The organism is Halomonas sp. HL-93, from assembly GCF_900086985.1.
Lineage (GTDB): Bacteria > Pseudomonadota > Gammaproteobacteria > Pseudomonadales > Halomonadaceae > Vreelandella.
The window spans coordinates 22,378-35,522 of the sequence record NZ_LT593974.1; the positions used below are offsets into that span (position 1 = coordinate 22,378).

A 13,145-nucleotide genomic window follows, 5' to 3' on the forward strand; every position below is an offset into this window, starting at 1 on the left:
TGCATGAAAGCTAAAACGCTTCCCGTCGCCATTGCCATGACGACCGCTATGTCCGCCAGTTTGCTGGTGGTTTCAAGTATCGATAACCACGCCCAGGCGCAAGAAGAGGAATTTCGTTGGAAAATGGTCACCTCCTGGCCGAAAAACTTCCCAGGTGTGGGCCAAGGCCCTGAACGTCTCGCGGAGCTGGTTGATGAAATGTCGAATGGCCGCTTAACCATCGAAGTGTTTGGTGCTGGTCAACTGGTGCCGGGGTTTGAGGTATTTGACGCCGTTTCCGACGGCACCGCCGAGTTGGGTCACTCCGCTTCCTATTACTGGAAAGGTAAAGCCCCGGCAGCCCAGTTCTTTGCTGCCGTACCGTTTGGCATGAATGCTCAGGAAATGAACGCCTGGCTGCACTTTGGCGGCGGCATGGAGTTGTGGAACGAGCTTTACGATGAATTCGGCGTCGACGTATTGGTGGCGGGTGCCTCAGGCGTGCAAATGGGCGGCTGGTACAACAAAGAGATCAATTCGGTTGATGATCTCGATGGCCTGAAAATGCGCATGCCCGGTCTGGGTGGTGAAGTGATGAACCGCATGGGGGTGGCGATCGTTAATATGCCGGGCGGCGAGATTTTCACGTCGCTACAGTCGGGTGCGATTGATGCGACCGAGTGGATTGGCCCGTATAACGATCTGGCCTTTGGACTGCACCAGGCGGCGGATTACTACTACTACCCGGGCTGGCACGAGCCGACCGTGATGTTCGAAGCCATCGTCAATGAAGAGGCGATGGCCGAACTGCCCGCGGACCTGCAGGCGATCCTGACGACGGCCATACGCGACGTCAATGCCAACGTGCTGGATGAGTATACGGCACGTAACAATGATGCGCTGGAAACGCTGGTCAACGAGCATGAGGTTGAGCTGCGCCGCATTCCTGACGACGTGCTGGCCCAGGCGCGCGAGCATTCGGAAGATGTCATCGCGGAACTGGCAGAATCCAGCGAGCTGGCGACACGGATCTACGAGTCCTACCGGGCTTTCCAGGATAAGGTCGAGGATTACCACGCGATCTCTGAGCAGGCTTACTACAACGCTCGTAACCCCGAAGGCGATAACGCGCAATAACGCGAGTATTAGCGCGCAATGCTATGGCCGCCTACGGGCGGCCATTTGCGTGTTTGGGGCAGCACAAAAGGCTCAGCTTGGGTATCCTAGATGAATATTGATTACTTTGCCGAGGGGCACCATGTCTACCGATACCCGCTTGCGTAATGTGCTTACCATTGCTGGCTCCGACCCGTCAGGTGGCGCTGGGCTGCAGGGTGATTTGAAAACCTTCTCGGCACTTGGTGTCTACGGCACGAATGTGATCACCGCAGTGATCGCCCAGAATACCTGCGGCGTGGCCTCGGTATACCCGGTGTCGCCCCAGGTGATTCGCGAGCAGTTGGAAAACTTGCTCGACGATGTCGAGATCGATGCGGTCAAGATTGGCATGGTCGCCAGTCGCGACGTGGCTGAGGTGATCGCCGACGTGCTGCGTCGGTGTCGGCCGCGTTGGATCGTCCTCGACCCGGTGATGGTGGCCAAAAGCGGCGATATTCTGGTCGATAATGACGGCATCCGCGCGGTGCGCGATATCCTCGTGCCGCTGGCGGACGTGATTACCCCCAACCTGCCCGAAGCTGCGGTGCTGCTTGACGCATCATCGCCCACCGGTCTGGATGAAATGGAGGCAATGCTGCCTGGCCTAACGCAGCTTGGCGCGCCTTATGTGGTACTCAAAGGGGGTCATCTGCGTGGCGAGACCTGCCCTGACTTGCTGGCGACCCCCAGCGAGCACCGCTGGTTGCCCGCATCGCGTATTGACACCGAGAATTTGCACGGCACCGGCTGTGCGCTGTCGTCGGCGATTGCCGCCTGCCTGGCCAAGCTCCCGCCAGATGCTGAGACAGATGCGCCGGTCGCCGCCATTGCTGAGGCCAAACAGTGGCTGCATGCTGGCCTGGAAGCCAGCGTAAGGCTGAATGTGGGTCACGGGCGCGGCCCGGTGCACCACTTTCACGCTTGGTGGTAAGCACCCCAGCGCTTCCAGCCAGTTAATGCGGCTTGCCTGGCTTGCGCAATAGGCCATTGCGCACCATGCTGAAGGGTGTTCGCTTGCAGGCTGGCTAAACAAGGCTGAGTTGCTCGGCCGAGGAGCGTTTGCGATGACCCGTACCGTGCTGTTTGCCACTGACCTCTCCGCCGATAATCGTGCCGCCTTTGCTAGGGCGTTGCGCTTGGCTTATGCCGACGGTGCTCAACTCGATATTATCCACGTGCTTGACCCCTATTTACCTCGACGCGTGTTTCACGATGTTGAAGCAGCGGTGGTGGATGATATCGCCGCAACCCTCAAAGATATTCGCGAAGATTACGCGCTTGAAGAACCCAAAACGCTGATCCAGACCGTTGCCGGAGCGCCGTACGTCGAGATCATTCGCGAAGCCCACGAGCGTCAAGCAGATCTGGTGGTCGTGGGCATGCACCGCAAACGTGGCCAGAAAGACCTGCTCGCGGGGGCCACGTCGATGCGCATTATCCGCAGCGCCCCCTGCCCTGTGGTGGTTGCTTCGCAGCCGCCAACCCAGCCCTGGCGTTCGATACTGGTGCCGGTCGATTTTTCCCTGACCGCTCGTCATAGCCTGCGCGAGGCCTTGCAACGTTTTCCTGACGCCTCCTTAACGCTTTTGCATGCATGGAGCTTACCGGGAGAGCGCGAACTTGGCTCGCATCCTTACTATGCCCAATGGCGCGATCATGAGGTGGCGCGACTGCGCGAACGGCTCGCCCAGGAAGTCGACAGCTTGATGAACGAACTGGCGGGCGTGCCTGACGTTGAATTAGTGCTGGAGCATGGCCCACCGTGCGATGTCTTGAGTGCATATATCAAGCGTCACACCCCTGACCTGGTGGTGATCGGTAGCCGAGACCAACCGCATCATGCGAGCCAATTGACCGATATGCTGTTAAGTGAGCCTCACTGTGACGTAATGCTGTGCAGAGCATAGCTATACGGAACTTTTATTTAATTAATGTGTAGTATAGGTACCGTATTGTAATATCAAGAGGTGCCTGGCTATGCCTTCACTAAGCAATGTTTTTATAACTAATGCTTTTATAAGCAGGGTTTTTATAAGCATAGTTTTTATAAGCAATAGTTTGATGCGGCGAATGTCTCGCGTCGCGGTTTGGCTGGTCGGCGGTCTGTTGTTGCTCGGCTCCCCTATGCTCTGGGCGCAAACGGTGAGCGAAGAGGGTGAACGCTTCGAGCGAACCGTGGAAGAAAACGGCCAGCGCTATGAGCTCATCGGTAGTGGTGTTTTCACCTACATGATCTGGACCGCCTATGCCGGGGCGTATTACCAAGCAGAGGGGGAAACGGATCCACAGCCGCAAAGCGACATTCCCCGCCGTCTGGAATTGGCCTATTTCCACGGCATCGAAGCTGAAGAGTTTGCCGACGCCACCACAGAAACATTGCAAGATACGCTTAGCAGCAGCGACTATAGCGCGCTAGAACGTGATCTTGAGGCCTTCAACGACAGCTATCGCGATGTTAGCCCCGGTGATCGCTATGTGCTGAGCTGGGATGGTGACGATTTGCGGCTAGTGCTCAATGGCGAAACGTTGTTTGAAGGCGGCGATGCCGACTTGGCCAATGCTATGTTTGGCATCTGGCTAGGCGAAGAACCGCTTGGGGAAGACTTCCGCGACGCATTGTTAGGTCGGTAATCACGCGCCCGCAAGCACGTTATACTGATGTTTTTGCGAGAGTGGCATAGCGTGAAAGCACTGATTCAGCGGGTAACGCGGGCAAGCGTCGAGGTTGAGGGCGCCACGGTTGGCGCCATCGACCATGGGCTGCTGGCACTGGTGGGGGTCGAAAAGGGCGATAGCGAAGCGGCGGCTGACAAACTACTGCACAAGCTGCTTCACTACCGTGTATTCAACGATGCCGACGGTAAGATGAACCATAACCTTCAGCAGGCCGGTGGGGGATTGCTGCTGGTATCGCAGTTCACCCTGGCCGCTGAGACGCATAAAGGGTTGCGGCCCGGTTTTTCAAGCGCCGCGCCCCCCGCGGAAGGCGAGCGGCTATTTAATTATCTGGTGACGCAGTCACATAACGCCTGGCAATACGTGGCCACCGGCGAATTTGGTGCCAATATGCAGGTCTCGCTGGTTAACGATGGGCCGGTAACGTTTTTATTGGAAAGCTAGCCTTCTTCACTGGTCAGCAGCTCGGCTTCCATTGCCTCTAAGGCTTCTTCTGCGGCCAGCCATTCGGCTTCGGCATCGTTGAGGCGCGTTTTGATATCGGCTTGGCGGGCCAGGATGTCGGTTAGTTCCGCTTTACGCGCTGCATCGGTATACAGCGCAGGGTCGGCCAGCGTTTCTTCTAACGTCACCAGCGCCGCTTGTTCGCGCTCCATCGCCTTTTCTGCCTGGTCGCGCGCTTTTTTCAAGGGGCGCAGCTTTTCGCGTAGCCCGGCGGCGGCCTTACGCGCTGCCTTACGTGCTTCGCGGTTATCGCCGCTTGGCTGCTGACCTTGGCGCTCGCTTTTTTCGCTACGATTATCGCGGCGGCTTTCTTCCAGGCGGGCCTTTAACCAGGCCCGATAATCGTCCAGATCGCCGTCAAAGGGTTCAACACGGTGGTCGGCTACCCGCCAGAATTCATCTACCGTAGCGCGCAACAGGTGGCGGTCGTGGGATACCAAAATCACGGTGCCCTCAAAACTGGCCAGCGCCTGGGTGAGCGCCTCACGCATTTCCAAATCCAGGTGGTTGGTGGGTTCGTCCAACAACAACAGGTTGGGCTTTTGCCATGCCACCAAAGCCAACGCCAGGCGTGCCTTCTCACCGCCTGAAAAAGTGGCGACCGAGCCAAAGGCATCGTCGCCTTTAAAACCAAAGCCCCCCAGAAAATTGCGAATATCCTGGTCGCTGGCAGTAGGCGAAAGCCGCTGTACATGCACAAACGGCGTAGTCGAGACGTCTAGCCCTTCCAACTGATGCTGAGCAAAATAGCCAATGGCCAGATGCTCGCCAGGTACGCGTTTGCCCTCCAGCAGTTCGAGCTCGCCGGTAAGCGATTTGATCAGCGTTGATTTACCCGCGCCGTTGGGGCCTAAAAGACCGATTCGGCTACCCGGTAACAGGGTGATGTTGACCTTTTCCAATTGGGCGACATCGCCTGCGTCGCCGCTATAGCCCAGTGTGGCTTGGTCGAGTACCAACAGCGGGTGCGAGGTTTTATCAGCCGCAGGCAGGGTAAAATGAAAGGGCGAGTCAACGTGGGCGACGGCAATATCTTCCATGCGCTCGAGCATTTTGACGCGGCTTTGTGCCTGTTTTGCCTTGGTCGCTTGAGCACGAAAGCGTGCGATAAAACGCTCTATTTCCTCGCGCCGAGCCTGCTGCTTGGCGGCTTCGGCCTGCTGAAGCGCGAGTTTTTCGCCACGGGTGCGTTCAAAGCGCGAGTAGTTGCCGCGGTACAGCTCTAGCGTTTGATGATGCATATGGACGATGTGGTTACACACGGCATCCAGGAAATCACGGTCGTGGGAAATCAACAGTAGCGTGCCGGGATATCGGGTAAGCCACTGCTCCAGCCACAGCAGTGCATCCAGGTCCAAGTGGTTGGTGGGCTCATCCAGTAGCAGCAGGTCGGAGGGCATAAACAGCGTGCGGGCCAGGTTGACGCGCATCCGCCAGCCGCCAGAAAATGCCGACAGCGGGCGACTGAGATCGGTTTGTACAAAGCCTAGCCCGACCAGCAATTGCGCAGCGCGCGACGCCGCGCGATAACCATCGAGGGTTTCAATCAAGCCGTGTAGTTCGGCTTCGCGGTGGGCTTCACCCGCTTCTCTGGCGGCCAGTAAGTCAGCTTCAGCTTGGCGTAGCGCCAGGTCACCATCGAGGACATACTCGATAATCGGTCGATCCAACGCATCGACTTCCTGGGCCATGTGCGCGATACGTTGCCCGCCACTTAACTCAACGTCGCCCTGGTCAGGGCCGAGCTCGCCTAGCAGCAGTTTAAAGAGGCTCGATTTGCCTGCACCGTTAGCTCCGATAATCCCCGCTTTCACCCCATCGGGTAGGGTGAGGTCGGCGTTGTCGAGTAGCGTTTGCGTGCCGCGTTGCAGGGCGACTTGGCGCAGTGCGATCATGCGTTCTCCCGAAAAGGATGGGTCATACGATGTCAGAGTCTACTACGCTTGATTCTACCCGATTCGCAGCGTTACAGCAGATACCGCTGTGGGATTTTGCGTTAGCTTTTTATGCGCGTCCTGGGGTGGAGCAGGCGTGTTTGACGCTTCAGGATGAAGCCGCGGTGGATGTATGCGAGCTGTTGTTTCATGGCTGGCTTTTTGCCCATGGGCTGGATGCTATGCCTCAGCCTTTATCGGCGCTGCGCCGGGAACGCCAAGAATGGCAGGCTGGGGTTACCGACGTGTTGCGTACCTTGCGGCGCAATTTAAAGCATACCGACTCGCCTAGCGAGACCATTACAACCCTACGCGAACGGGTTAAACAGGCGGAGCTGCTCGCGGAACGTGAAAACCTTCAACGTTGGCAAACATGGGCCTGGGACGCTGATCAGCCTTTTATGCGTTTGAGAAATATGCCGAAGACGCCGCATGATACTGGGAGATGGCTGCAAAAACGCCTTTTATTGCCACACAATTTGGTATTGCGTGGTTTTGAGCCAAAAGCCGAACAGACCCTTCAGCGCGCCTTCAGTGTGCTAGGTCAGCAGCTTGACCCCTTACAGCGAGCGCGCTAGCCTAAAATTAACTGCTTTTGAATAACCGACTGTTATTCGGCCTTTAAGGCGTGAAATGCTACAGAGTGTTTGCGCCATTGCGAATAACAATAGCGCGTTGCCTAACGCGCCGATCAAAGCAGATTTCTGCGCACTCGTACAGCGCGCTTACCACTGCAAGGGGAACACCGCATGAAGGCAAGCAAATTAGTCACGACGGCGAGCATTGGCGCACTGTTAGTTGGTATGTCGGCCTCAGCTCAGGCAGAAAACTGGCGCTATGCCCACGAAGAATATGAAGGCGACGTACAAGACGTATTTGCCTACGCATTTAAAGATTACATTGAAGAAAACTCTGACCACACTGTTAAGGTTTACCGCTTTGGCGAGTTGGGTGAATCTGACGACATCATGGAGCAGACCCAAAACGGGATTCTTCAGTTCGTGAACCAGTCGCCCGGTTTTACCGGTTCACTGATTCCTGAAGCGCAAATCTTCTTTATTCCTTATCTGCTGCCCACCGATGAAGAAACCGTTTTAGAGTTCTTCGACGAGAGCAAAGCCATCAACGAGATGTTCCCAGAGCTTTATGCGGAGCAAGATCTCGAACTGCTCAAGATGTATCCAGAAGGTGAGATGGTGATCACCACCGATGAGAAGATCAGCTCGCCGGACGACCTGGATAACAAGAAAATCCGCACCATGACCAACCCGTTGCTGTCGGAAACCTACGAGGCCTTTGGCGCGTCGCCAACGCCGCTGCCTTGGGGTGAAGTCTACGGTGGCCTGGAAACTGGCGTGATTGACGGCCAGGAAAACCCGATTTTCTGGATTGAGTCTGGTGGTCTGTACGAAGTGTCTCCGCACCTGACCTTCACCGGCCACGGCTGGTTCACCACCGCCATGATGGCTAATCAGGAGTTCTACGACGGCTTGTCTGACGAAGACAAAGAGCTGGTTCAAGAGGCGTCCGCTGAAGCTTACGACCACACCATTGAGCACATCAAAGGTTTGGCCGACGAAGCACTGGAAAAAATCCAGGAAGATTCCGATGAAGTAACGGTAACTCGCTTGGACGAAGATCAGATCCAGGCTTTCCGTGACCGCGCGCCGCAGGTTGAAGAAGAGTTCCTGGATATGACCGGTGATCGCGGTAAAGAGCTGCTTGAGCAGTTTAAAGCCGATCTGGAGGCAGTATCCAGCGACGACGAATAAGTAGTCCTCGCTGAGAAAGCATTGTAGTTGAAGCACCTAGGGCGGCCAGCGGCCGCCCTTTTCATATAATAGATGGGAACATTAATTTGTTAGGGTGAATTAACCTTCGTCCATCTAGCGTTGAACCAGTAACGTCGGGTTACCGCTAGGCTAGACATATTAGTTTTGGGTGGCTCGACAACCCAGCGTTTAGATCGGTTTGGAAACGTGAAATCGGCAGTATTAAGGCTGCTGTGATTAAAGGAGTCCGGCCATGACCGAAGATGAGTCTGAAAAAAACTACCGCTCTGGGTTGCCAGGCATCCTTGGAATATTAGATACCACGATCAGCAAAATCGAGTCAGTAATTCTGGCGCTTGGCGTGTTATTGATGGCGCTGAATACCGTTACCAATGTGGTATCTCGCTTTGTGTTTGGTAACAGCATCATGTTCTCAGAGGAGCTCAACCGCATTCTGATTATCATGATCACCTTCGCGGGTATTGGCTATGCGGCGCGGCACGGGCGGCATATTCGCATGTCGGCGATCTACGATGCGCTACCCACCGGGGGGCGCAGGGTGTTAATGATAGCCATTGCCCTATTCACCTCGTTGGTGATGTTCTTTTTGTTGTATTACTCGGTGGTCTACATCCACGGTATGTACAGCAAAGGGCGCGTGCTGCCTTCCTTGGGGATGCCGATTTGGATTATTTACCTGTGGGTGCCTCTGGGTTTTTTCATTACCGGGGTCCAGTACCTGCTAACGGCAATCAAAAACATGACCTCCCGGGATGTATGGCTGTCTACCGGGGTGGTGGATGGCTACAAAGATACCGAAACGGAAGTCTGACGCAGGGCACAACTTAAGGAAATCGCAATGACGACAATAATGGTCTCTACGATGATTGTCCTGCTGTTGCTGGGCTTTCCAATGATGATCCCGTTGATCACCGCCTCGGCCATTGGCTTTTTCATGATGTTCGACGGGTTTGGCCAAATGGATACCTTGATTCAGCAGATGATGGCGGGTGTTCGTCCGGCCTCGCTGATCGCGGTGCCGATGTTCATTCTGGCGGCGGACATTATGACCCGCGGCCAGTCGGCCGGTCGCCTAATCGACATGGTGATGGCGTTTATCGGCCATGTAAAAGGTGGGTTGGCTGTTAGTACAGCGGCATCGTGTACGCTGTTTGGTGCTGTTTCAGGGTCAACCCAGGCCACCGTGGTGGCGGTAGGCTCGCCACTGCGCCCGCGCATGCTAAAAGCGGGGTATTCGGACTCGTTCACCCTGGCGCTGATTATCAACGCCAGCGATATCGCCTTTTTGATTCCGCCCAGCATCGGGATGATCATTTATGGGGTAATTTCGGGCACCTCCATCGGCGAGCTTTTCATTGCCGGTATTGGTCCCGGGTTGATGATCTTGCTGATGTTCTCCGCCTACAGCATGGTATATGCGACGGTGAAAAACGTACCCACCGAGCCAAAAGCCAGCTGGAGAGAGCGCGGCAAAGCCGTCCAGCAGGCACTGTGGCCGCTGGGCTTCCCGGTGATTATTGTGGGCGGTATTTACGGCGGTATTTTCAGCCCCACAGAAGCCGCTGCCGCCTGCGTGCTGTACGCCTTCTTTCTTGAGTTTTTGGTGTTCCGTTCGCTGAAAATGCACAACATCTACGCGATTGCAAAATCCACTGGCCTGATTACCGCCGTGGTATTTATCTTGGTAGCGGTGGGCAATAGCTTCTCGTGGATTATTTCGTTTGCGCAAATTCCTCAGACCATTCTTGAGGCAGTGGGCGTGAATGATGCAGGCCCCACCGGCGTCTTGATTGCTATCTGCGTGGCCTTCTTTGTGGCCTGTATGTTTGTCGACCCGATTGTGGTCATTTTGGTGTTAACGCCGATTTTCGCCCCGGCCGTTGAGGCCACTGGGCTCGACCCGGTACTGGTGGGTATCTTGATTACCCTGCAGGTAGCGATTGGCTCGGCAACGCCGCCCTTTGGCTGCGATATCTTCACCGCGATTGCCATCTTCAAGCGCCCTTATTGGGACGTGATCAAAGGCACCCCACCGTTTATCTTTATGCTGATTTTGGCGGCGGCGTTGCTGATTATGTTCCCGCAGATTGCACTGTTCCTGCGCGATGTGGCCTCTGGCTAACGGGCGGAAAGGAGAACGCCAATGTTTAACCGCATTTTAGTGCCGGTGGATGGCTCCAAGGGCGCCCTAAAGGCACTTGAAAAGGCCGTTGGCCTGCATATGTTAACCGGCGCGGAGCTGTACTTACTGTGTGTGTTCAAACACCACAGTTTACTTGAAGCGTCGCTTTCCATGGTGCGTCCCAACCAACTTGATATACCCGACGATGCGCTAAAAGAGTACGCCACAGAAATTGCTGTACATGCTAAATCCCATGCGATTGAAATCGGTGCTGACAGTGCCCGTGTACGCGCCTTTGTTAAAGGCGGTAGGCCATCGCGCACAATCGTTCGCTTTGCTCGCAAGCGTGAGTGTGATCTGATCGTCGTTGGTGCCCAAGGCACCAACGGCGATAAAAACCTGCTGTTGGGCAGTGTCTCCCAGCGGGTGGCAGGTGCGGCCCACTGCCCGACCATGGTGGTGTAACGGCGCTATTCGATAAATAGTTTGTGGCTAACACCCGTCACCTCGGCAGATGCAGCTTGGGTCGGCGGGTGTTATTCTTTTGAGAACCTCCCATTAAGGTGCCTTGCACCGCAAAAAAGGTGTTTTATGAAAGTAGCGATTTCGTCAACGGCGTTGATTAGTCTACTGCTGGTAGCTCCCTTAGCCGCTGCTGCACCGGAAACAGAAGAAGAGCGTTTAGCCTATAGCTTGGGCGTTACAATTGGCGAAAGCATGCAAGCCGATATCGAGGATCTGGATATCGATACCTTCACCGACGGCATGCGCGATGTGTTTGAAGGCAAGGATCTAGCGCTCGATGAAGCTCAAATGAGCGAAGCCATTATGGCCTTCCAAGAGCAGTCAATGGCGGCCCGCGAATCTGAAGCGGCTGAGGCAAGTGAAGCAAACCGTGAAGAAGGCGAAGCCTTTCTCGCCGAAAACGCCGAGCGCGACGACGTCACGGTGATGGACTCAGGGGTGCAATACGAAGTGCTTGAGTCTGGCGATGGCGAGTCTCCCGGCTCGGAAGATACGGTCGAGGTCAATTACGAAGGGACCCTGTTGGATGGCACGGTGTTTGATAGTTCCTTCGAACGGGGCGAATCAGTCAGCTTCCAGGTCAATCAAGTGATTGAGGGCTGGCAAGAAGCACTCCAGGAAATGAGCGTGGGGGATACCTGGATGCTGTATATTCCCGCTGACTTGGCCTATGGCGAAAGCGGCCAAGGGCCGATTGGCCCGAATGAAGTGCTGACCTTCCGCGTTGAACTTCTGGACGTTGAGTAATTTATGCCCTTGCCGTCGCGTCTAACCCCGCGTTGTTTAGCACGTGGGTTGCTGCTGCTCAGTAGCCCTCTAATGGCGACGGCTACCCAGGCAGCCCCCGAGGCTTTGGCCGCCTTAGGCGCTGGTAAAGACGCCGTCAGCGTGGTCGGGGTTTCGTCCGGCGGTTACATGGCCACCCAACTGGCGGTGGCCTTCCCGGAACGCTTCAGCGCGGTGGGTGTGTTGGCCGCAGGCCCTTGGGGCTGCGCGGAAGGGTCATTAAGCCGAGCGCTAAATACCTGTATGTCGACCGCAAGCGGCGTGCCGTCTCTGGATAGGCTTGAAAATCGCCGCCGCCGTTATGAATCGGCCCAGCAGGTCGGCCCGCGGGAAACGCTCAGTCAGCTAAGGGTTTTTTTGTGGCACGGTGAAGACGACGATGTCGTGGAGCCTGAGGTAGGTGATTTATTGGCGGCCCAGTGGGAGCGCTGGCTGGCCACTAGCGAGCAACTGCGCGTGGTCCGGCGCGATGATACAGGCCACGGCTGGCCGGTGCGCTTACGGGCCGAAATGCCGTCTCCCCAGTCCCTAGGCGACTGCCAGCAAGGTGGGGGCAGTTACTTACTTGCCTGCGATGACGATGTGGCCGGGGAGATGCTGAGCTTTCTGCACCCCGATCGTGACGCAGATAGAGAAGGCCAGGGAGAATTACGCGCCTTTGACCAATCTGAATTTGCCGTAAGCGGCATGGCCGATAGCGGGTTTGTTTACACGCCCGAAGGGTGTGAGCAGGGCGGCTGCGACGTCACGCTGGCGCTTCACGGCTGCCAAATGAACGACGATGCGTTTGTGCGCCATAGCGGGCTCAACGACTGGGCGGCGACGCATCAGCAGATTGTGCTTTATCCCCAGGCAAAGAGCAGCATGATGAACCCTCAGGGTTGCTGGGACTGGTGGGGATACGCCGAGGGTGCCTCGCAATTAACTCCGCTGCACGATACGCGTGAAGGCGCCCAGGTTCAGGCGTTGATGGCTATGCTGGGTCGCTTGCAAACACCGTCTGACCGGCAGGATTAACCATCCAGTGCCTGCTCCAGCGCAGCGCTAAGTCCTTGGGGAGTCGGGGAATACAGCACGCGTTGTAAAACGTCGCCATCACGATTGACTAAGTAAAGCGACGAACTATGGTCGATGGTGTATTCGATGGCGGAATCGGGCGCCTCAACGCGCCGCGTGATGACCCCATAACGGGACATCACATCATCCAGTTCGGACTGGTTTCCCCTGGCCCCGATAAAGTCTTCACCGAAAAACGCCAGATACTCTTCGAGCCGTTCCAAGGTATCGCGTTCCGGGTCAACGGTGACCATGACAGGCACTACCTGTTCGCGTTGTGATGTCGAAAGCTCAGCCAGTGCCTGGCGTTTCACCGACTGCGTCATGGGGCATACGTCAGGGCAATATGTATAGCCGAACGACACCAGGGCAACTTGGTCGTCGGCAAGCTGGGAAAGCGAAAAATCGCCTTGGGTGGATGGTAGTTCAATCTCACCGCCGGGAGGTATGTCGCTTTGCGGAGATAGCGTGGCCTTGTAGAGTGCGACGCCACTCGCAACGACCAGTGCGGCGGCGCCGACACCAAGCCATAATTTTGGAAAGGCCATGGTATCTCCCTGCAGGCGGTGTACCAGCATCTGCTGGCGACTGGACAACTATTCTCATAGTAAC

The 13,145-nt window shown here is 56.0% G+C and carries 14 protein-coding genes; 12 read left to right on the forward strand and 2 right to left on the reverse strand.

All coding sequences use genetic code 11. From position 1 onward, the window contains the following. The first annotated feature begins 3 nt into the window (after nt 1–3). The 5 genes from GA0071314_RS00120 (at nt 4) to dtd (ending at nt 4,257) form a co-directional block, all read left to right on the forward strand. Nucleotides 4–1,116: a TRAP transporter substrate-binding protein gene (locus GA0071314_RS00120; RefSeq protein WP_074394753.1), complete on the forward strand. Its 1,113-nt coding sequence runs from the start codon at nt 4–6 to the stop codon at nt 1,114–1,116. A 121-nt stretch (nt 1,117–1,237) separates the two neighbouring features. Beyond that, entirely contained in the window at nt 1,238–2,068 is an 831-nt protein-coding gene (thiD, locus tag GA0071314_RS00125; protein ID WP_074394754.1) for a bifunctional hydroxymethylpyrimidine kinase/phosphomethylpyrimidine kinase, read from the forward strand. Nucleotides 2,069–2,201: 133 nt separating this feature from the next. Beyond that, on the forward strand, nt 2,202–3,044 hold the full coding sequence (locus GA0071314_RS00130; protein ID WP_074394755.1) for a universal stress protein: 843 nt from the start codon (nt 2,202–2,204) through the stop codon (nt 3,042–3,044). 154 nt (nt 3,045–3,198) lie between these two features. Then, a complete protein-coding gene (locus tag GA0071314_RS00135) occupies nt 3,199–3,768 on the forward strand; it encodes a chalcone isomerase family protein (protein ID WP_074394756.1) in 570 nt (189 codons plus the stop codon). 51 nt (nt 3,769–3,819) lie between these two features. Beyond that, nucleotides 3,820–4,257, forward strand: a complete 438-nt coding sequence (gene dtd, locus GA0071314_RS00140; RefSeq protein WP_074398357.1) for a D-aminoacyl-tRNA deacylase — start codon at nt 3,820–3,822, stop codon at nt 4,255–4,257. Here dtd and GA0071314_RS00145 read toward each other — a convergent pair. Next, nucleotides 4,254–6,212: an ABC-F family ATP-binding cassette domain-containing protein gene (locus GA0071314_RS00145; RefSeq protein WP_074394757.1), complete on the reverse strand. Its 1,959-nt coding sequence runs from the start codon at nt 6,210–6,212 to the stop codon at nt 4,254–4,256. The genes dtd and GA0071314_RS00145 overlap by 4 nt on opposite strands. Before the next feature lie 29 nt (nt 6,213–6,241). On the opposite strand from GA0071314_RS00145, the gene GA0071314_RS00150 reads away from it, so the two are divergent. The 7 genes from GA0071314_RS00150 to GA0071314_RS00180 all read left to right on the forward strand — a co-directional run bounded on the left by GA0071314_RS00150 (nt 6,242) and on the right by GA0071314_RS00180 (nt 12,494). Continuing rightward, on the forward strand, nt 6,242–6,829 hold the full coding sequence (locus tag GA0071314_RS00150; protein ID WP_074394758.1) for a TIGR02444 family protein: 588 nt from the start codon (nt 6,242–6,244) through the stop codon (nt 6,827–6,829). A 171-nt stretch (nt 6,830–7,000) separates the two neighbouring features. Next, a complete protein-coding gene (locus tag GA0071314_RS00155) occupies nt 7,001–8,023 on the forward strand; it encodes a TRAP transporter substrate-binding protein (RefSeq protein ID WP_074394759.1) in 1,023 nt (340 codons plus the stop codon). Between the two features lie 253 nt (nt 8,024–8,276). Then, entirely contained in the window at nt 8,277–8,855 is a 579-nt protein-coding gene (locus GA0071314_RS00160) for a TRAP transporter small permease (RefSeq protein ID WP_074394760.1), read from the forward strand. A 27-nt stretch (nt 8,856–8,882) separates the two neighbouring features. Next, nucleotides 8,883–10,166, forward strand: coding sequence for a TRAP transporter large permease (locus tag GA0071314_RS00165; RefSeq protein WP_074394761.1), 1,284 nt, complete (start codon nt 8,883–8,885; stop codon nt 10,164–10,166). 21 nt (nt 10,167–10,187) lie between these two features. After that, the gene (locus GA0071314_RS00170; RefSeq protein WP_074394762.1) at nt 10,188–10,631 is read left to right on the forward strand and encodes a universal stress protein; all 444 of its coding nucleotides are present in this window, start codon (nt 10,188–10,190) and stop codon (nt 10,629–10,631) included. 126 nt (nt 10,632–10,757) lie between these two features. Continuing rightward, a complete protein-coding gene (locus tag GA0071314_RS00175) occupies nt 10,758–11,438 on the forward strand; it encodes an FKBP-type peptidyl-prolyl cis-trans isomerase (protein ID WP_074394763.1) in 681 nt (226 codons plus the stop codon). Nucleotides 11,439–11,510: 72 nt separating this feature from the next. After that, nucleotides 11,511–12,494, forward strand: coding sequence for an alpha/beta fold hydrolase (locus GA0071314_RS00180; protein ID WP_231896485.1), 984 nt, complete (start codon nt 11,511–11,513; stop codon nt 12,492–12,494). Here GA0071314_RS00180 and GA0071314_RS00185 read toward each other — a convergent pair. Then, nucleotides 12,491–13,081 carry an SCO family protein gene (locus GA0071314_RS00185; protein ID WP_074394765.1) on the reverse strand — a complete coding sequence of 197 codons (591 nt, stop codon included), beginning with the start codon at nt 13,079–13,081 and terminating at the stop codon, nt 12,491–12,493. The genes GA0071314_RS00180 and GA0071314_RS00185 overlap by 4 nt on opposite strands. Nucleotides 13,082–13,145 lie beyond the last annotated feature (64 nt).